Source organism: Halobellus marinus (genome assembly GCF_032113415.1).
GTDB lineage: Archaea > Halobacteriota > Halobacteria > Halobacteriales > Haloferacaceae > Haloquadratum > Haloquadratum marinus.
The window spans coordinates 185,672-204,899 of record NZ_CP134947.1; the positions used below are offsets into that span (position 1 = coordinate 185,672).

15 protein-coding genes and 1 pseudogene are annotated in these 19,228 nt (G+C 59.9%); 6 read left to right on the plus strand and 10 right to left on the minus strand.

Annotated features, from left to right (window positions below; genetic code table 11):
* Positions 1-60: 60 nt before the first annotated feature.
* From RJT37_RS19175 to RJT37_RS19185, 3 genes are all read right to left on the minus strand, one after another.
* Positions 61-1,200: a bactofilin family protein gene (locus RJT37_RS19175; protein WP_313690185.1), complete on the minus strand. Its 1,140-nt coding sequence runs from the start codon at positions 1,198-1,200 to the stop codon at positions 61-63.
* 262 nt (positions 1,201-1,462) lie between these two features.
* On the minus strand, positions 1,463-2,167 hold the full coding sequence (locus RJT37_RS19180) for a CPBP family intramembrane glutamic endopeptidase (protein WP_313690187.1): 705 nt from the start codon (positions 2,165-2,167) through the stop codon (positions 1,463-1,465).
* A gap of 248 nt (positions 2,168-2,415) precedes the next feature.
* A complete protein-coding gene (locus tag RJT37_RS19185) occupies positions 2,416-3,804 on the minus strand; it encodes an alpha/beta hydrolase family protein (protein ID WP_313690189.1) in 1,389 nt (462 codons plus the stop codon).
* Positions 3,805-3,941: 137 nt separating this feature from the next.
* Here RJT37_RS19185 and RJT37_RS19190 point away from each other — a divergent pair, with 137 nt between their 5' ends.
* Entirely contained in the window at positions 3,942-4,505 is a 564-nt protein-coding gene (locus RJT37_RS19190) for a hypothetical protein (protein WP_313690191.1), read from the plus strand.
* 26 nt (positions 4,506-4,531) lie between these two features.
* Here the strand turns inward: RJT37_RS19190 and RJT37_RS19195 are convergent, their stop codons facing one another.
* From RJT37_RS19195 to RJT37_RS19205, 3 genes and pseudogenes are all read right to left on the minus strand, one after another.
* The gene (locus RJT37_RS19195; RefSeq protein ID WP_313690397.1) at positions 4,532-5,656 is read right to left on the minus strand and encodes a serine hydrolase domain-containing protein; all 1,125 of its coding nucleotides are present in this window, start codon (positions 5,654-5,656) and stop codon (positions 4,532-4,534) included.
* 252 nt (positions 5,657-5,908) lie between these two features.
* Positions 5,909-6,300: pseudogene (locus RJT37_RS19200) on the minus strand (hypothetical protein); the annotation flags it as partial.
* Between the two features lie 98 nt (positions 6,301-6,398).
* Positions 6,399-8,387: a serine hydrolase gene (locus RJT37_RS19205; protein WP_313690192.1), complete on the minus strand. Its 1,989-nt coding sequence runs from the start codon at positions 8,385-8,387 to the stop codon at positions 6,399-6,401.
* A 214-nt stretch (positions 8,388-8,601) separates the two neighbouring features.
* On the opposite strand from RJT37_RS19205, the gene RJT37_RS19210 reads away from it, so the two are divergent.
* Positions 8,602-9,372 carry an SDR family NAD(P)-dependent oxidoreductase gene (locus RJT37_RS19210; RefSeq protein WP_313690194.1) on the plus strand — a complete coding sequence of 257 codons (771 nt, stop codon included), beginning with the start codon at positions 8,602-8,604 and terminating at the stop codon, positions 9,370-9,372.
* Between the two features lie 352 nt (positions 9,373-9,724).
* Here RJT37_RS19210 and RJT37_RS19215 read toward each other — a convergent pair whose 3' ends face one another.
* Positions 9,725-10,540: an IS5 family transposase gene (locus RJT37_RS19215; RefSeq protein ID WP_313684617.1), complete on the minus strand. Its 816-nt coding sequence runs from the start codon at positions 10,538-10,540 to the stop codon at positions 9,725-9,727.
* A gap of 94 nt (positions 10,541-10,634) precedes the next feature.
* On the opposite strand from RJT37_RS19215, the gene RJT37_RS19220 reads away from it, so the two are divergent.
* Positions 10,635-11,417: a CPBP family intramembrane glutamic endopeptidase gene (locus tag RJT37_RS19220; protein WP_313690197.1), complete on the plus strand. Its 783-nt coding sequence runs from the start codon at positions 10,635-10,637 to the stop codon at positions 11,415-11,417.
* Positions 11,418-11,477: 60 nt separating this feature from the next.
* Positions 11,478-12,485 (plus strand): CPBP family intramembrane glutamic endopeptidase, encoded by a 1,008-nt coding sequence (locus RJT37_RS19225; RefSeq protein ID WP_313690199.1) that lies wholly within the window; start codon positions 11,478-11,480, stop codon positions 12,483-12,485.
* 83 nt (positions 12,486-12,568) lie between these two features.
* Here RJT37_RS19225 and RJT37_RS19230 read toward each other — a convergent pair whose 3' ends face one another.
* Positions 12,569-13,522, minus strand: a complete 954-nt coding sequence (locus tag RJT37_RS19230; RefSeq protein ID WP_313690200.1) for a hypothetical protein — start codon at positions 13,520-13,522, stop codon at positions 12,569-12,571.
* Between the two features lie 309 nt (positions 13,523-13,831).
* On the opposite strand from RJT37_RS19230, the gene RJT37_RS19235 reads away from it, so the two are divergent.
* Both RJT37_RS19235 and RJT37_RS19240 read left to right on the plus strand, forming a co-directional pair.
* The gene (locus tag RJT37_RS19235) at positions 13,832-15,265 is read left to right on the plus strand and encodes a DUF8147 domain-containing protein (protein ID WP_313690202.1); all 1,434 of its coding nucleotides are present in this window, start codon (positions 13,832-13,834) and stop codon (positions 15,263-15,265) included.
* A 282-nt stretch (positions 15,266-15,547) separates the two neighbouring features.
* Positions 15,548-16,789, plus strand: a complete 1,242-nt coding sequence (locus tag RJT37_RS19240) for an RNA-guided endonuclease InsQ/TnpB family protein (RefSeq protein ID WP_313690399.1) — start codon at positions 15,548-15,550, stop codon at positions 16,787-16,789.
* Between the two features lie 242 nt (positions 16,790-17,031).
* Here RJT37_RS19240 and RJT37_RS19245 read toward each other — a convergent pair whose 3' ends face one another.
* Entirely contained in the window at positions 17,032-18,336 is a 1,305-nt protein-coding gene (locus RJT37_RS19245) for a DUF7282 domain-containing protein (protein WP_313690204.1), read from the minus strand.
* A 580-nt stretch (positions 18,337-18,916) separates the two neighbouring features.
* Positions 18,917-19,114 (minus strand): heavy-metal-associated domain-containing protein, encoded by a 198-nt coding sequence (locus RJT37_RS19250; RefSeq protein ID WP_313690207.1) that lies wholly within the window; start codon positions 19,112-19,114, stop codon positions 18,917-18,919.
* Positions 19,115-19,228: the final 114 nt, after the last annotated feature.

The window sequence follows — 19,228 nt, forward strand, 5'->3', positions numbered from 1 at the left end:
CGTCAAACATCGCCCGCGGTTGTATCGAACCTCGGACGCACACCCGGTATCCGACCGTATTCACTGACTGTCCGTCTTCCGTTCGGCGGAAGATCCGGCCTGTGAGTCGCTGAACGACTCCTCGAACGTCGTCTGTCGGTCGCTGGGACCTGAACCCCGCCGGGTGCGGAACGAGTTCCGGAGCTCCAACGCGAGTGCGCCCAGTCCCAGCAGGAGTGAACCGAAGACGAGGAATCCGCCCAAGATCGGGATCGCATCGAGAACGGCGAACCCGACGAGGCCCGCCACGAGCGCCAGCCACCGGTTGTCCCGTCCGATCAACCGGAGAGCCCACGCACCGACGGCGTACTGGCCGTAGACGGCTCCGACCCAGATTGCGAGCCCGAATGCAATTGCGCCGAGGACGGCGAGCGGAATGCCGATGATCGTGATGGCGATCAGCGCCAGGAGAATCGGGCCGCCGACGAGTGATAGCAATCCAACGCCGCCAGCTTTCGCCGGCTCGTCAGACACACGCCCCGCGAGCCTCGCCGAGAAGGACGGAAAGAGGACGAGCAGGATCGCCCCGAGCAGGAGATTTGCGAGGAGGCCGTACCCCGCTGCTACCCAGTTGGGGAGCGTGAAGCTACCAACGTTGTCGCGGAGATTCGGATCTTCCACGACGCCGCCCGCGACCGTCGCTGCGGGGTCTTGCGTGAACGCGGCGGCGTCGTAGCGGAACTCGCCACCGATATCTGCGTTCGGTCCGAGGACGATCGTCTCAGCGCCGACACGGACGTCGCCGTCTATCCGGCCATCGATGCGGACGTATCCAGCGCCGACACTGACATCGCCGCCGATCGTGGCGGTCTCGGTCACCTGGATGTTGCCGCTGCCGGCGGTGACGTCGCCGCCGACCTCACCACCGATGCGGACGTCTCCCGCGGCGCCGGAGATCGATCCCCCGACACGCCCGCCCTCGGCGATATGAATCGTTCCGGCGGCGCCGGAGACATCACCCGTGACAGTTCCCCGGACCACGATGCTCCCTGCGACTGCGTCGACGCTGGAGACGGTCTGCCCTTCCTCGACGACAATCGTTCCCGAGGCTCCTCGAACGGACTGCGCCGCCGCGACCCCTGACACCGTCGAAAGGAGGAGCACCGCGACGAGACCGACCACGACCCCTCGGCGAGCCGTTGTCTCGAATGATGAGCGCATACCGCTCGTATCAACGCAATGAATCAAAAATATACTGAGCTTAACGCGATGTAGGACTCGGCGGTTTCCATTCCAGATTCGGTCACCTGGCAAGGAGATATGCGCTCCGCGGCGATGGCCGATGTGGATGCTCAGTCGATTCCAAGACGTCGACGAGTCCGTGCCTGTGCTCTTGGGACGCCGCTGCGGAACGTACGGGATCCGGAATTGGTTGCCTGCTGCTCTACGCACAGCCCCGCCCCGGAATCGATGTCGGGGGCCCTCACCCGATCAGGCCGTGTGCGATGCCCGGGGCCAAGAGCCGGCTGCGACGCTTCCGAAGCCAGCCGTACACGAGGCCGCCGGCGAACGCGGTCAGGAACAGGTACCACGCAGTCAGCGGGTAGTACCCCACGTGTGCGAGAGAAAACACACCAGCTTGGACGACAACCGCCGGCCACTCCCCGAAACGGTGGCCGATAGCCGTCTGGAGGAAGCCCCGGAAGAGCGTCTCTTCTTGGAAGGCAGCGACCGCGAAGCCGAAGGCGTACAGAAGCAGTGTCCCGACCAGCGATGGAGCGTCTGCAACCGGAGCGTCTTGAGGCGGTCCGAACGTCGACTGGAGGCCCAGCGTGAGCCCCAACATCACGAGGAGAGCGAGAATGAACCCGAGGAGACCCCAGATGAGATCTCTGCGGACGTGATCGCGGTCGATCCACCACGCGACGATATCGACACCGACCCATCGTGTGAACCCCAGATACACGAGTCCGACTGATCCGACGAGAACCGAGACGAGGATTAAGGCCCCGAATTGGATCGGTTCGTTGAGGGTCGGTTGTGACCAGAACGGCCCCCACAGAATCGCGCGCATACCGACGAACGCGACGAGCAAGACGAGTCCACGACGGAGTTGCTGTCCGCTGAATGGGTCACCGATAGATTCGGTCGATGGGTCCGGTTCGTCGGCTTGTTGTTCCGTAGACATCGGTTATTGTCTCATCGCGGCCGGTGTGGCTGTATCGTACTTCCGTTCAGACATCAGGTTGTGGGAACAGAGCATATTTCATCCCTATGGCGACAGCGGTTCCCCGGCCGTGATCTCGTTTGCAGCGACGAATCGGTCGTGGACGACACAAACGAGCTCGTGACAGGTTGTTTTCATACGTTCCATAACGGCCGTACATTCGTCAAAGAGGTATCGCTGGCGGTGATCAGCAGAATGATACCAGGGCCTCAGAGGTATGGTGGCACGATCGCCGGCATCAGCCAGAGGACAGTGAGTCCGACTACGATCCAGCGGGCCCGACGCTGCACATTCAAGACAGCGAGTTCGGCGAGGAACACGCCCAGCACGACGAGAACGAACGAGGAGAGAACGACGGTCGTCACGAGCTGGAACGTGACGAATCGAGTCGAGAGGAGTACGAACGCGCCGACGGGGAGCAGAAGAAAGCCGAGGTCGAGCAGAGACGAGCCGACCGTCGTGTCGGTCCACGATATCCGCGACGCCAGGCGGTCGAGAGCGACGCCGACAGCGAGCAGTAGGCCGGCCAGCAAGACGTACTTCAGTACCTGCTCGGGCATCGGTCCGACGTGGTAGATCCGCTGGGAGACCGTCGTGTGGACGACCGTCGCGAAGCCAACAAGCCACGTAGCGGCGACGACAGCGTCCCGTTGTCGCCGGTCGTCGAAACGCATCGAGACGACCCGTTTCGTCAGCGTTGTGGCGGCGAGGACGCCGACGAGCCCGAACAGGAACTGGTAGACAACCGATCCAATCGAGCGGACGGTGATTCCGAGGTCTGCAGGCGGTGACTCGCCGATTGACTGGAGTGCCCAGTCGGTCGTCTCACGGACCAATACGGGGTTGTCGGATTCCGAGAGATGGGTTGCGCCCTCAGCGACCACGACACGGCGGGCGGTTCCGTCCTCGAACGAGCCGACCTGTTGGCCCGGTTGGAGCGGGGTGCCAGTCAGTTCCGCGGAGACGTTCGTAAGTTTGCTCGGTGGGACCAGCGAGTCGTCGCTTCCGGTCGCCAGCAGGAGATTCGTCTGCAGCGTGTCGTTACGTTCGGGCGGGAAGCGGCCGGCGATGGCGACGACACCGTCGGTATCGGGCCGTTCGTATGCGACCCGGTACGCGCTGTTGGCACCGCCGGAGTGGCCGCCGAGGACCATTCGTTCCTCGTCGACTCGCGGATGCGACGCCAGATATGAGACCCAGTTGTGGTAGTCCGCTTTCGCCCGTTCGAACAGCACTGACGACTCGCGTCTGGTCTCCCAGCGGATCGGTTTTCCGGCCTCCAGTTCTCTCGTTTGCCCGGCGATCAGAACGGCGAAGCCGTTTATGGCGAGTGCCGCCCCATAGTTGTGATATAGCGCGGGTGCGGTCCCCGATCCGGCCCCGAACACGATGCCCGGGGATGGCTCGTCCCCATCGGGAAGATACAGTGTGGCTGTCGTGATGCGGTCGTCAGCCTCGATGTAGACGTGCTCGACAGTGTACCCACTTCCGCCTGCATTCGGCGTCAGTACGAACGGTGCTCCCCATCCAGCGACCCCAACGACTATGACCACCAATAGGGCAGTCGTGATGTACTGCGTGGGAATCGCGATGTTCATACCCTCGGGTAGGGTGGAGAAACGTTATCAATACAGATGGTTCTCGGCGAATGTGAGGATCTCCGGACGAAAGGGTCGGTCCTCACTGTCCGGCAAGCGGTAGCATACTTGAAGACGCTCGTTGCCATCGGTCACATATGAGTATGTCTGTCGCAGGCGAGACTCGTCACGTTGACGAGGAAGATAGCCAGTTCCCGGCCTACGGACCGATAGAGGCAGGCCTCGGCTATCTCCTGTTCTACGTCCTCGTCGATCGCGTGACCCCGGCCATCGTCACGGTGTTCAGCGACACGGTTCTCGATCTATCACCCTCGTTCGTCCGGTTCGGGCTCGCGACCGCACTGTGGTTCGTGCTGGTGGTGACCGCAATCGACCAAGTACGGCGTCAACTCGCGGCGCTCGGCGTCGGTACGTACGACGAGTACCAACTGCGGGTGTGGTCACGCGTCACTCCGTCGTCACTGCGAACGACGGGATATCTCCTGGCCCTGATCGCCGGTACTGCCGTCGCCGTGATAACGTTCGACCGTGCGGTCGAAGCTCTGTTGTCGCTGATCCCCGTTGTCGCCACCGTGGACGTCGTCGCGTTCGACCTCGCCGAACTGTTCGTGATGGTCGTGTTCTTTTTCTCCTACAGCGTCGCAGCTCATTCTCTCGATAGGTTGGTGATCGGCGGCAGTAGAACACTGACGTCCGAGTGATTCTCCTATCGCTTGGGAAGCTATCGTCAGGCCCGCTTCACCTTCGAGATCAAACGGAGCGTTCGGAAGAGAAACATCATACTCTTCCGCATATACGACCACTGGTTGAATGTTCCGATCAGATAGACGTCAATCGAGGGGTTGTATACGATAAATGCGCTACTCGCACCGAGTCCACCCCACGAGTGGAATCGTTTGAGAAACGGGAAGGGGCGAATGCGGACGAAGCCGTAGCCGTAGTCGATTCCTTGCCACAGTTTGTTCCACTGCCGCATCTCCTGGAGCGTCTCGTCGGATACGAGTTCTCCCTCAACCAAGGCTCGATGGAACTTGAATAGCTCTTCTGCGGTGTTGACGGTCTGTCCACCGGCATAGAAGGCGCTCAACGAAGGCACGGTGTCCACATCGATCTTCGTCTCGTCGATGTAAAATGGAGCTGTGGGGAGCTCGCTGTCTACTGCGGGTTCTGAGAATGGGGGTAAGTACGAATGCGCCATCTCCAATGGGCCAAAAAGGAACTCCTTCAGGGCCTCGTGATACGGTTGGTCGGTCACGCTTTCGATAATCAGTCCGAGCAGATTGTACCCGAACTCCGAATAGTAGCAGTCCTCCCCAGGCGGGAAGTGGGGCTCTAGATTTCGAGTTGCCCATTCGATCGTCTCCTCCGGTTCCCACGTCCGGTCCGGGTCCGCCAACATCTCGTCGAACAGTGTCTTCCCCTCGGGTGATTCTTCCAGCCGAGTGTTCAAGAACATCTTTCCGCCTTCGGGGAGGGAATGTGGAAGTCCGGAGGTGTGACCGAGGAGATGACGGATCCGAATCTCGTCTGTGTAGTCTGTCCCGTCAATCGTGTGGAGGCCGTCGAGAACCGAGTTCGATAGATGCTCTGCTATGGGGTCGTCGAAACTGAGTTGGCCGTCGTCCGAGAGTATGCCCACGATTGTCGACGTGAAGCTCTTGCCGATGCTGGCTGCGTAGTATGGTTGCTCCGGAACGGCTTCGATATCTCCCGTCTGTCCGGTGGCCATATTCCAATGCAGGTCACGGCTATCGGAATGGACCAACAAGTACCCGGAGTGGAGATCGCGATTGTCTTCGACGGCAGATTGCAATCTGGATTCGAGACGGGATTTGGCTTCTTGCCGATCCATAATGTCCGAACATACGGATTTATCGGTGTTAAGTGGTTGTAGTGTTCCCAACGTCATCAAATGTCTCCAACAGTAAATAGTACTTCGAGAGATGCCCGGGAATGACAAGCCTGGAGGGTTGATTTGACCGTGAGACCTGCGAGAACAAGATGGTCCCGAGACTCTATGAGAGTCCTTGTGCTGGATTGATGGTTTATACAGAAGACATCCACTGGACTGAACAATAGGTGAGCACTCTTTATTCACCAATGAGAGTGATCGGTCGAGGTTCTTCGTGAGACAGGTGCTGGTGAGTTCCGAAACTGTTTCCACCAGTGGCTTGAGCGGACAAACGCACGGTACTCGTGTTTTAGCCGGGGGTTTACACTCTCGTTCTGACTGCGCAGATCGTATAGGGCAGGGTCCAGCTGAGCTTCCCTGCTTTGTGGAGTGATAAAAATTCTTGATGCTTGATGAGCGGGTGAACACCCGCGATCTCGATCAGTTCGTCATGAAGCATCCGGGACGTCGTATTCTTCTGTACGTTGAGACAGAGCAAGACAACGTGTTGGGTGGAGTGTGTACCTCCGTTTCGAGAACTTCGAGGCGTAGCGAGTGACAGTTCGTCGAGCCGAGTGATATGCTTGTTCGACGAACTGGAGTAACTACGATTTCTGGAAGAACTGCATTCGGTTGCACTACCGGGCGAACCTATAACTCGCTGAGGATTTCAACAGACCTCCTTTTCGGGAACGTTACGCCGCTACACCTGATACCAGAGGAGGTTCCAGTACGCGAGAACGAGCGCAAAGATGACACCTGTGAGGCCGACCACGGTATACTGAACTCGCGTCAGGCGGCTCCAGACATCCCGCTGCCAGGCAAACCCGGTGAGGACGAGCGTCGTGACACTCGCGAGGGCTCCCAAGAGCGGGAACAGCAGGACGACCTGCAACGGTAGCGGATTCCCGAGGAGGGCCGCCTGTGGATCGCTTAACACGACGACGGCCAATCCAATCACGAACCCCAGATAGCTCACCGCTGTGAGTCCAGCGATCCGACGAGTGTGCCGCAGTGGGGAGGTCGGTCGTTCTCGCGTCTCGCCACGGTACCATCGCCAGAGACCCGTCGCCGTCCATCCGAGGACGGCTCCGAGAAAGACCAGGATGCTCAGGCCGGCGATGGCTGCGTGCGTTGCCGGTTGCTCACTGGCCCCGAGTCGTTCATAGGCTGAGGGAGGCCTGCTGTCGAAGAACAGGTGGGTTATCTCGCCGTCGGTCTCCTCAAAGACAAGCGCGTCCCATCCATCGACCGCCTCGAAATACAGGTCGTTCACCTCGACCCACTGCGTCGACCCGCCGGGGCCGGTCGTGACGAGTCGGCCCTGGTCATCGACGGAGACAGTGACATTCGACTGCACGCCCAACAGTTTCTCCGACGTGGTGTATGGAGACCTGAGTGTGCGATACGTCCCGGTCACGTCACTCACCCGCGTTGGCTCGCCATCGGGCTGGGATGTGCTCTCTTCGCTCGGGTAGTACTCGTCGATCAGTGCGTCGAGCAGTTCGTCTCTGGCTTCGATACCACCAGGGCTGTTGTACGAGACGAAGAGCCCGACCCCGTGCTCCGGAAGCAGGGCCACTAAACTGTGGAATTGCTCGGTGTCGCCCGCGTGCCCCACGATACGCACATCTTTCCGGCTCAGTTCGTAGAACCCAAAGCACATTCCGTTCAGTCGATCGTCGTTGCCGAATCGCCGCTGGTGCATCGTCGCTACGGAATCGGACTCGAGGATGCGTCCCTGGCCGGTTGCGCCACCCTGCAGGTGGGCACGGACGAACCGCGCCATATCGGTCGCTGTTGTACTCATCGATCCAGCTGGCGCCATACCGACGTACTCGAAATTGCCCTCCTGATACCGACCGTTCGGGGTCGTGTACCCCTTCGAGAGCGTCCCGTCGATAGCATCGGGAACGGGCTGGTCGAACGTGCTCTGATCCATCCCGAGCGGCTCGAAAATCTCCGCTTCGACATACTCACTGAACGACGACCCGGCAGTCGTGGCGGCGATATAACCGGCAAGCGCGGCCCCGTAGTTCGAGTAGGCAGTAAACTCACCCGGCGGCCGAACTCTTGCCGGTCGCTCGTTCTTGAGCATCGTCGGGAGCGGACGCAGATCCGATTCGTTCAGGACAAACGTTCCACGAGCGCGTTCCTCGAATCCCGCAGTATGAGTCGCAAGGTGATCGAGGGTGATGGGTTGGTCGTACGTGTCCGGTATCGTGATATCGTCGAGATACTCGTTTATGTCACTTTCAAGATCGACCCGACCAGCCTCGAAACCCTGCATAACTGCCGTCCACGCGAAGAGTTTCGACGTCGATCCGATGCGAAAGAGCGTATCGGCGGCCTCGACCGGCGCGTCGGTCCAGACGTCCCGGACACCGTACCCCTTCGTGAACGTCGAATCACCATCGACGACTGCGACGGTCGCACCGGGGATGTCGTGGGCCTCAAGTTGGGTGTTCATCACGCCATCGAGAAACGTCTCGAAGGATTCTGGGTCGGATAGCAGTCCGTTGGACTGTTCCTGCTGGCTGGGTTCAATCGCGCTCGCTCTGCTGGACATTCCTTGGAGGGCGACCGCCGCAGAGCCTGTCGCTGCGAGGCCGCGAAGTACCGTGCGTCGCGAGTACGCGTTCGGCTGTTGGGTACCAGCGATGGCATCAGTCACTGTTTGCGATCGGGACATCGGTCGATTGCGTTTTAGCAGCGTTGCGCAGTCACCGCTCTAACGGTCACGAACTCACACTCTATTGAAATAAACATTCAGGGAGAACGGCCTCAAAGGCAGTTCAAGCAGGAAGTCGGAACCGGCCTCATTTTATCGCCCGAGAGTGAGGCGAGATAACACGCCCCACGAGTATATATACACTTATGATGAAGGTATTGATGGAGGTCGAATTATGGACCGATTCTCGGACAAGACAGCACTCATCACTGGAGCCGGATCGGGAATTGGACGTGCAATAGCCCAACGCCTCGCTGACGAGGGAGCTGATGTAGTGGTCTCTGACGTAAACGAAGAGCGCGGCGAGGCGGTGGTTGCATCTGTCGAGGACGACGGTGGGTCTGCCACCTTTGTATCGGCCAACGTTGCTAATCCTGAAGAAGTTCAGCAGTTGGTTGAGACCACTGTCGATACGTACGGAGGGCTTGATATTGCCGTCAATAATGCCGGTATTCTCACCGGGCTCGAAGACATCACCGATATCGAGGAGGATGATTGGGAGCGACTCATCGACGTCAATCTGAAAGGTGTATGGGCCGGAATGAAGGCGGAGTTGCCCGTGATGGAAGAACAGGGCGGGGGAGTCATCGTGAACACAGCGTCCGAAGCGGGACTCGTCGGGATGGGTGGACTCGGGAACTACGTTGCCAGTAAACACGGCGTCGTTGGGCTGACGAAGACGGCCGCGCTTGAATACGCCGACCGCAGCGTCCGCGTCAACGCGATCGCGCCCGGGCCAACGGAGACGAACATCCAAGAAACGATGGCAGGCGGGTCGGATCCTCGTGAGTTGCCCTTCGATACGAGTACTATGTCTGACGTGCCGATGGGACGTCAGGCCGACCCAAAGGAGATGGCCGGTGTCGTGGCGTTCCTGTGCTCCGAGGACGCGTCCTTCGTGACTGGCGTCACTATCCCGGTTGATGGCGGCCAGGCGGCCGACTAACCCCGCCGGTCATTTTCTCCGATGAATCGGGCACATCTGTCTCACGACCAACCGCCCCTGCAAAGTGGATAGGCGCGCCCGCTTGTGGATCTGTGAACCTGACAGCGCGGTCCGAAGCGATGTCGAAGTACAAGATGTCTTGCCTTGTTGAACGCAAGACAGCGACGGGGTAGGGTCGATTGTTTGTAGTCTCACGCTGTCAGAGGTGCGTTCTTACAGTCAGAAGATACAGCGGCTGTTACTGACAGCGGTTGCCGAAGGGTCAAAACTATGGTATCTTGCTTCGTTGTTTCGGTGACGACGGCGATGCCTCTCCCGGATACGTCCGGAGAAGGGGAGCAGGCGGCGAGCCCTAACTCGCCGCCTGCGTTAGGTTATGGACGATGCACTTCCGAGTCAGCTCCCGGAACTGGCCGTGCCAGCTCCGGGAGCGGAGCTTCTCGCCGTCGTCTTCTTTCAACTGCGAGAAGCCCGTCTCACTCATCCAGCGTTGGTTGTAATCCTCGGTCATTCGGGCGTTGTGGGCCTTCTGCAACGGTGTTTGTTCCCTGTGCTTGATCAGTGGTCGCGTTGAGTTCGAGCGACACTCCTCACGGAGTTCGCCCCACGAGTAGTTCGCGTCAGCAGACAATACACGCAGGTCTTCCGCGTTCCGGCGGAAGACCTGCATCCCGATGTGGCCGTCCCACGCCTTCTGTGTCGTGAAATGAACGTCTTTGATCGCTAGCGAGTTCACGTCGATCAAGATGGTTGTCTTCATCGACTGGAACGAGTAGTTCGCACGGTCACGGTAGTGATAGCTGGTCTGATCACGCTGGAAGCCACTTGCATCGATTGCGGCTTCACCACTCCAGCCCGCCTGCTCCGCCGAAGCGCGGAGCAGGCGGCGGAGTTCACGCATCCGATACTCGTCTTCCCACCGGCAGAACGAACTGTAGTGTGGTGCCTCGTTGAGATCAAATACGGCGAGGATACCGGGCATCTCGTTGAGGTAGTCTTCAGTCTCACGAAGACTCTTCTCCAACTCAACGCGGAACAAAATCAACGCAATCTGTGTCCACTTGGCGTACCCGTCCGCGCCGTTCGGCGCGGCGGGTACGTCAGGGTCATCTACGTGCTGTTTGGCAAGATCTCGACACATCCGAGCGAGCCGTCTGAGCGATCCCATATCGCCAGACGGCGTCCAATTCCCGGTTAGCTTGACGGTATTTTCCTGTGAGAGCGTCTGAAACTACAGTCAGCTAGCGGCAAAACAAGGCAAGATGTCTACTGACTACATTCCTGTGAACGCGGGTCGTAACGGACCCACATATATTTGTCATATCCTGCAGTCACATCCAACCGAGGGCGGATCTAAGATGGGGCCTGACAAAGCTCGACGCGAGTCGCGTGCATCCCTGTCTTTTCCAGTTTTCGTCGGTTTGATTCTCTCCCTGTTCGGAACTCCGTTGCTTGGACGGCTCGGTCTTCTGCGATGGGTCGAAGTGTCGGCAGCCGGTTCGTTTCTAGCCACCTCCCTTGCCAGTTGGTTACTGGTCGGCACTATTCTGGTTCTCGTCGTCTACTGGGAGCGGCGGCAGCTACCCTCGATCGGTCTCCGGGTACCCGACCGCAAAGAGGTAGCTGTCGGACTGGGTGCTGGTCTCGGTGGGGCCGTGCTCGGCCTCCTCGTGACTGGTGTCGCCGTCGTCACCCTAAATCTCGAACAACCGGAGACACTGTCGGCGATCGGTCAACTCTCCCTCCCAGTCCAGATCGCTGTCGTCGGGACGGCCGTCGTCACCGAAGAGATACTCTGGCGGGGCTACCCGATCGAACGGCTGACAGAATTAACTGGTAGTGTCTGGGTCGGAGCTGTCGTCAGCGGGTTCGTTTTTCTCGCGGTTCATTTTCCGTCTTGGGGTCTCGTCGGCGCGATCCCACAGGCAGTATTCACGGTTGTACTCGTGGGCGTGTACGTCTGGAGTCGCAACATAGTAGCCAGTATGCTCACCCACGGAATTATCAATCTCATTATGATATTTGTGTTACCGGCCTTTCTCTAGATCACCACCAAATTTTCAGGGCGATAGAATTATCAATTAACTTGACATCATTAACAGATAATGCTCGAACGTGGGAAAGCCATCGTCTGGAACGAACAGACGCGCCGACTGCGGCTCCCGTGGCGACTGGTACTGTGGCTTGCTCTGCTGGTCGTCCTCGGTATCCTCGTGACGACGGCCGTCGGCATCCTCTCCAGCCGATCGATCGAATCCGTGGTCGCACTGTTCAGGCCGGGACGTCCAGGTGATCAAACCCGGATTGCGGCCCGGAATCTGGTCTTCGTGTCGGGACAGTTGGTCGTGATGGTCGGCAGCGTGTATCTTGCCGGCCGGTTCCTCGATCGGCGGTGGTTCCGGGATTTCGGGTTTCGATTCGACCGGGATTGGTGGGTCGATCTTGGGTTCGGCCTCGGATTGGGGGCTGTGCTGATGACAGGGGTGTTCGTCGTCGAACTGCTGGCTGGCTGGATCACTGTCAGAGAGCTGTTTTTCATCGCGCGTGCTGACTTTGCTTTCTGGCCGTGGTTCGCCTGGGGGTTCGTCACGTTCGCGGCCGTGGGTGTCTACGAGGAACTCCTGTTCAGGGGATATCTTATCACGAACATCGCGGAGGGACTGACGTGGTTCGAGCGGGTTCGTGGGACGGCTGCAGTCGGGCTTGCCACGCTGTTTACCTCCGTCGTCTTCGGGGTGGCACATGCCGGAAACCCGAACGCAACGCTCGCAAGTACGGTCGGTATTATGCTCGCGGCGCTCACGCTTGCGGCTGGCTACGTGTTGACCGGCGAACTCGCGATTCCGATCGGCCTCCACACGACGTGGAACTTTTTTCAGGGGACGGTCTACGGATTTCCCGTCAGTGGGACGAAAAACGGCGTCTCTCTGGTGGCCATCGAGCAATCCGGTCGCAGACTACTCACCGGAGGGGAGTTTGGCCCGGAAGCGGGCCTCATCGGAATCGTTGCCACTGGAATCGGTCTCGGCCTCACCCTTCTGTGGGTCAACTGGCGCGAGGGTGCCGTTCAGTTCGACCCGTCGCTTACGAGCCCCGACCTCCGCCATCGATAGCGGTCGATCGATGAATACGACGATGACTGCCCGCCTCGAGCGGTCCAAACCCACCGACTACACGGTGTCGTTGACGGTGGTCGTTACTGATCGTTCGCCGCCGTCTTGGCGTCTGTGTGCGGAATCTCTGCCCCGGCGTCCGTGTCTGGAATGGCACCAAGCACGTGTTCCCGGAGGGGCGCTGTGGCGAGCGCACCGGTGACGTGCCCGCGATTCAGCACCGCGAGCGACATCCCGGCGTAGCTCGGTCGCTGGCTGTCGTACTCGATGATACGGTCGTACCTCGCGAGAAGCGGCGCACAGTTGGCCGACTCGACGGCCCTGAACTCCTCCTCGAAGCCGAGTACCTCACGGAGGTGATCCGGGCGTCTCTGGACTTCCCCGGCTGTCATCTTCCGATAGATGGACGAAACGAACATCTCGCCCAGCGCGGCCCCGGCGAAGATCGGAGCGTACTGATCGACGGTGTCGAAGCAGGCTCGGTGGAGGTTGACGGCCCAGCCACCGAGGCTGATACCCGATACGAGGACCGGGCGAGTGGTTCGATCGTTCGCCGTTGTGGCGAGCGCGTCGATGAGGACGACTGAGGCGGCGAGCATCCCGACGAAGTTCTCGAGTTCGCCCATCGCCCGGGCGTAATCCATATTCGATCCGTCGTGGAACGGTGCTCTGACGGCGACGACGTTGGCTGGAATCGCATCGTCGGATCCGACGAACAACCGCCGGAACGAGTTCGAACTGAACCGCCCGAAGTCGAACGGTCGCTCGCCGCTCCCGTGGTGATAGATGAGCGTCGGATAGTCCGGGCCACGCCACTGCCAGGGCAGATACGCCGCCTCGAACGTCCCGATCGGTGTGTCGACGGGGACGGTCCGCTCACCAGCAGTACTGAGATCGTCGACCGTGGCCTCCGATTCACTCGCCACCTCGACGAGCGGTGGGGAGTCGAGGGATCGGGCGAAGAACTTCGAATCGCGCAGGAGGCCTGCACTCACCTGAATGGTCCCGATATCGATGAGTTCGTGGATGTTCGCCATCCGACCTGGAAGTCCGGGTCGGACGCCCTTAGTTCTCGACGTCCGCCCAGTCCCTCGCGGACCACCAGCGTCCCCCGGTGGGCTTGCTGTCGAGTCTGTACTGCTTCCGTGGGATGTCCCCAGTCTGCGACATACGAGTGGTCGTCGATTCTCGACTTTCGGATCACTCCCCCTCGCGACCGTTTCCGTCCGGGTGAGTCGATCGGCTTCGCGAGCAGCCGGATGCGCGAGCGTACCAGCAGCCGTGTCGTCGTCTCCTCGACCGGAGTGAGTACGGGTTTTTTGTGATCACATAGAGTCATATCCTGTATGCCTCTGCTGACGCGCAAGGCCCTCCGAAACGGAGCAATCGGAGGCCTGGCTGGGGCGGCGCTCGGGTTCGTTCCGCTCGTTCTCCTCGTCGCGCCACTCCTGGGCGGTGGCGTCGCAGGATATCTCGAAGGCGACGACACCGAGCGAGGGCTGGTCGCGGGTGCCGTCGCTGGGGTGGTTATGGCAGCACTCAGCACTGTCGTCACAGGCGTGATTCTGTTCACCCGCTTCGGGGATCTGCCGTTCGCCCCCGGATCGCCGCTCGCGGGCTTCGGCGTCGCTGCACTGCTGTCGTTTGCGGCCTCTCTCGGGCAAGTCCTCGTTGCGAGCATCGGAGGCACGCTCGGCAGTCTTCTCGCAGGCGCCCGACCGTCAAAAGAAGATCCGGGCGACCGTCACGAGCCCAGATGGGGCGTCGTTGCCGGAAGTCTTGTCGCCGGAGTCCTGATGTTCGCCGTCGTCACCGTTATCGTCGCTGTCGTGCTCGAGGCGTTCATCTGGTTGTCGCTGCTCGTCGCCCTTCCGATCGGGTTCATCGCCGGTGCCGCTGTCGCCATCCTCGGGTATCGCTACGTCACGCGAGGCCCCGACAGCACCGTCAACTGGCGTGGTGTCGGCATTGGGGTCGTCGCCGTCGTCGTCGCGTTCGGGTTGCTGCTCGGCGGGGTGTACGCGCTCGGCCAGCAACGCGCCGAGCAGTCCGAACAAAGTACCTACGAGTATCAGGTGACGATCTCTGCGGACCAGACGCTGTCGAATGCGACGTTCTACGTGCCGGTGCCGGAGACGAGCGGCGAGGCGGAACTCGGCGAGCGGTTCGTCGAGGACGTCCAGTATCGCCGCGAAACCCCTGCAATCCGCGGATACGACGGTGACCCCTCGCGTGTGAACTTCACGTACGAATTAGTCGACACGAAGCACGGACGGATGCTTGCCATCAGCGCCGACCGCATCGAGGTCAATCGCGTGTACTACCGCGAGGTGGCGAACGAGACGATGGGGTGGCGCGAAGCAATTCCCGAGTCGGAGTACGATCCGTCGAACCCATCGATGGGCGTAGTCGATGACGGCACCTTCACGTTCTCCGTGACTGCCCCGAGCGGGGAACCAATCGATACGGCAGCGCTGTTCGGAACGGAGCCACTGCTCTCTCCGCAGTTCAACCGCACGCCGGTCGAGTGTATGTACGGTTCCCAGGAGCGCCACCGCTGCTTCGAGTACGACACCCCTATGTACGCCACCTACGGAGCACCCGAGGACACGACGGTGTACGTCTCCGCGCACCTGGCCGGCCGCAACGAATGGATCGCCGGCGAGTGGACCGGCAACGAGTACCGCGAACGGGCCCACACGGAACTGCTGGGGCCGGGCCGTGGCTGGTACTTCGTGCGGGGCGAACTGGAGGTCGGAAGCGGCCGCTATCGGGACTAATTCCTCGATCTGTGGTCTCTGATTTTCATCGGGTGACCTCTTCCAGCACCGATTTTCCGAGGAGGAACTCGGCGAGCAGTTCGAAAAAAGGTGGGCGGCGACGAGGACCGAACGGGTCACTCGAAGGTGGACCCCGTCTGTCGGCGTCTCTGTCGAGAACCACACGCCCGCTGCTATTTATCGGCGGTCAAGGCGAATACCCCGAGGCTTGACCTCGGGGATGAGGCCGACACGCAGGGATACAAACCATTAAGACGACACATCCGTAATCACGGGACAGCGATGGAGTACAGTTACCGCTATCAAGCTTGTCCAACACAAGAGGTAGCGGAGCGACTGGAACACCATCTGAATGTTCATCGCCAACTCTACAACCACGTTCGCTGGGACTACGAACAAGCCCCAGAGGACGACAAACCGAGTGAGTACGACCAGAACAACAAACTCCCCGAATGGAAGCGAAAGTGGCCGGTGTTCAGCGACCTGCATTCGAAGGCCGCACAAGCCACCGTCGCTCGCTTCCATCGGAACCTCTCGAACCTTCGCAAGAAGAAAGAGAAAGGGTACAACGTTGGTCGACTCAAACGGCAATCACCCACCGAGTACCGGAGCGTGACGTACAACCAGTCCGGTTTCGACCTCGATGAAAAGAGGGGGCGCGACAGGTATGCTTACGTCCGTTTCAGCAAAATCGGCTGGGTCAAAATCCGTTACCACCGCTCGATTCCCGACCAAGCAACCATCAAAGAAGTCACGTTCAAGAAGGAGACCACCGGCGAGTGGTTCGTTTCCCTCGGCCTCGAAACCGACGACGCCGACTTGCCCGAGAAGCCCGACGTGGACTCGCTTGACGCGAGCAACAGCGTAGGTATCGACCTCGGCATCCTCAACTACATCCACACGAGCGACGGCAAGACCGTGGTCTGGCTCGACCTCAAAGACGAGCACGAGCGTCTTCGCCGCGAACAACGCAAGTTGTCTCGTAAGGAGAAGGGGTCGAACAACTACGAGAAGCAACGTCGGGAAGTGGCGAAGGTGAAGCGCCACATCAAGCAGAAGGTGGTGGACTATCAGCACAAGATTACGACGTGGCTCGTCCGCGAGTACGACGCTGTGTTCGTTGAGGAGTTGAACGTGAAGGGGATGTTGGAGCAGTCGCACAACGCTGGCAACAAGCAGGATGCGGCGTGGCGACAGTTCATCACTCTGCTCGAATACAAGGCTGACCTGTACGGTTGTCACGTCAAGCAGGTTGAACCCGAAGGGACGACGAAAGAGTGTGCGTCGTGCGGTGTGGAAACGGCGAAACCAATCTGGGTCAGGGAACACTCCTGTCCGAGTTGTGGCTTCGAGACGGACAGAGACGCGAACGCGGCGATGAACGTTCTCAAGAGCGGATTTTCTGAACTAGGGCTGGGATGGCCCGAAGACACGCCCGTGGAGACTGTGACCGCTACGGACACACCTGAATTTCAGTGTGTGTCTGCAAGTCACGTCGTAGAAACGGGAAGCCTCGGGGCTTGACCCCGAGGCGATTCACCGCAACGACGCGTTCTGTCCACATATGACAATACGCGTTCTGTCTACGTACGAACGCCAGACGGCGCTCGTCGTTGGCCTAGGAAGGGAAACAGCGAATCTCTCCGCCTTGTGACGACTCAACCCAGCCGTTCGCCCGTCCCGACGGAGCATCCCGGTATCGATGGGAAATAAACGCCGAGTATGCGGGACTCGGCTGAAAGTGCGAACCTGGGGACCCAGGTTAGTTACGCATCCTCGGGGGGTGCTGTCGGTTCCGCGTCGGTACCCTCTTCACCGGAGTCGCCCTCTTCGGTGTCCTCTCCGGGTGCAGTGGTTTCGTTTCCGGTGTCCCCGTCAGCGCCGTTTTCGGGTGTACTGGTTTCGTTTCCGGTGTCCCCGTCAGTACCGTCTTCGGGTGTGCTGGTTTCGTTTCCGGTGTCTCCGTCAGTACCGTCTTCGGGTGTGCTGGTTTCGTTTCCGGTGTCTCCGTCATCCCCGTCGTCCGGGACTTCGACCGTGATGATCGCGTCCTGTCCGAAGTCGTTCGAGAAGACGCTATGGATGTACATCCCCGGGGGAGTCCCCTCGGTATTTATTTGGAACTGAACGGTCGTCGAGCTCTCGCCGTCGAGGTCGACGGTTCGGGTCTCCACGAGGGCGCCGTCGAACCGGAACTCGACCGGCTGTTCGTTGGCGAACTCGTTGGGGTTCGTGACGGTGGCGTTCACTGTGACGTTTTCGCCAACGGTCACCGACTCGGGCGCAGTGAGGTCCGTGACCCCGAAGGAGGCGATTTCGTCGACGATCAGGACCTGGGCGGGCTGTCCGTCCTCTCGCGTGTACACGCCGTGGATGTACCTGTCGGCAGTGACGGCTGACGTGTTGACGGAGGTTGTGATAGTCGTCGACTCGCCGGCATCGAGGCTGACTTCCTCGCGGATCGACACGTTACCGTCGAAACGGTACTCTACGGTCTGTGTGTCCGCCTCGTCGTTGGGATTCTCGATGGTTGCACTGACGTTCAGCGTATCGTTCCGTTCGATGACTTCCGGAGCACTCAGATCAGTCACGACAAACGATTCACCGGTGGTCATCTGGGTTTCCACGGTGACGTTCGCCGAGTCGGTGATCGCCGTCCCGTTGTCGACGTACGGACCGTCCTCCGATCCGTTGGTCGCGACGAAGTCGTAGGTCTCGCTGGCGTTCCTGTCGCGATGCGGCATCGCGATCAGCGTCTCGTTATCGGTGAGCTCCGTCTCGTTGAACGTCGCTCCCGGAACGCCATCGAACAGCGTGACAGTGACGTTATCGTGTTCCCCGGGTTCGAGGTACTCCGAGACGCCGACCACGCTCCCGGTGACCTCCCCTTCGAGTAGACTGTCGTCGTGGATCACAACGAACCCGCCGTCTGTCATATTCACCGAATCGACGGTCACCGACGTGCCGTCCGTCGTCTGATCAGAGAACGCCACCGTGGCGTTTGTGTCCATCGGTGAGTCGGTCTGTTGCTGTGTCTCCTGTGCTCCGACCATTCCCACGACGGAGGTCATCATCACCGCCGCTAATACGATCGCGATAAGTTTCGTTCTTGAAGCTTCCATAGTATTGTATCTCAGATCCAGTTTCGTGTTTCGCTTGCCGAACTCGTGTTTCGCTTGCCGAACTGTCCTCCGCTCGCTGGTCCCCGCGTGAACCACACGTCCCCCACTCCCCGGTCCAGTTTTGTTATACGTCGTCTTGGTCTGCGTTCGATCGGCTTACTCCTGTCCGCCGATTTTTGTACCATATCGGAGTCTATGCCGAGGTCGATAAGACCCGCTTATTAGAGAGCTCCGGCGGTGTCGCTGCTGAATTGCCTCCGAAACCACGGGTCTCCGGAGCCCGTAACACGGGGAGTAATCCCCACCATCCGACGCGGGCAAAGGCCCCGTGTCGGCGGCCAGAAGATGTCAATCCATCCTAGGTATGATACTTCGGCTTTCGCGGTACGATCAGGGCAGGCGGACTCGAAAGAGAACGAGGGTCGTCCGCGAACGAGCTGGGTCTCTCATACTGATTACTCTCACTTGTTACCGCCGAGCGCCATCCCTATTGGCGGCGCTCGGCGGTAAGAGACGGGAGTAATCAGTATCAGGCGTGGGCTGTGTATCCAGCGTCTACGACTGCCTGCACGAGAACCGTGACGTCGGCGTCACCATCGACGCTCGCCTGTTCGGCCTCACGATCGGCGGTAGCGTCAGTCACACCAGACACGCCTCGGAGTGCCTCTTCGACTGTCTGTTCACAATGGCCGCAGGTCATCCCCTCGACGGTGATCACTTGACTCACTCCAGTGAGAGACACGGTCGGCTCCTCTTTGCCGTTTCCTGCTTCGACACTGCTGTTTCAACGGCCGTGAAACGCAGCATTCCAAAGTGAATTCAGGGAAATAGTATTGTATCC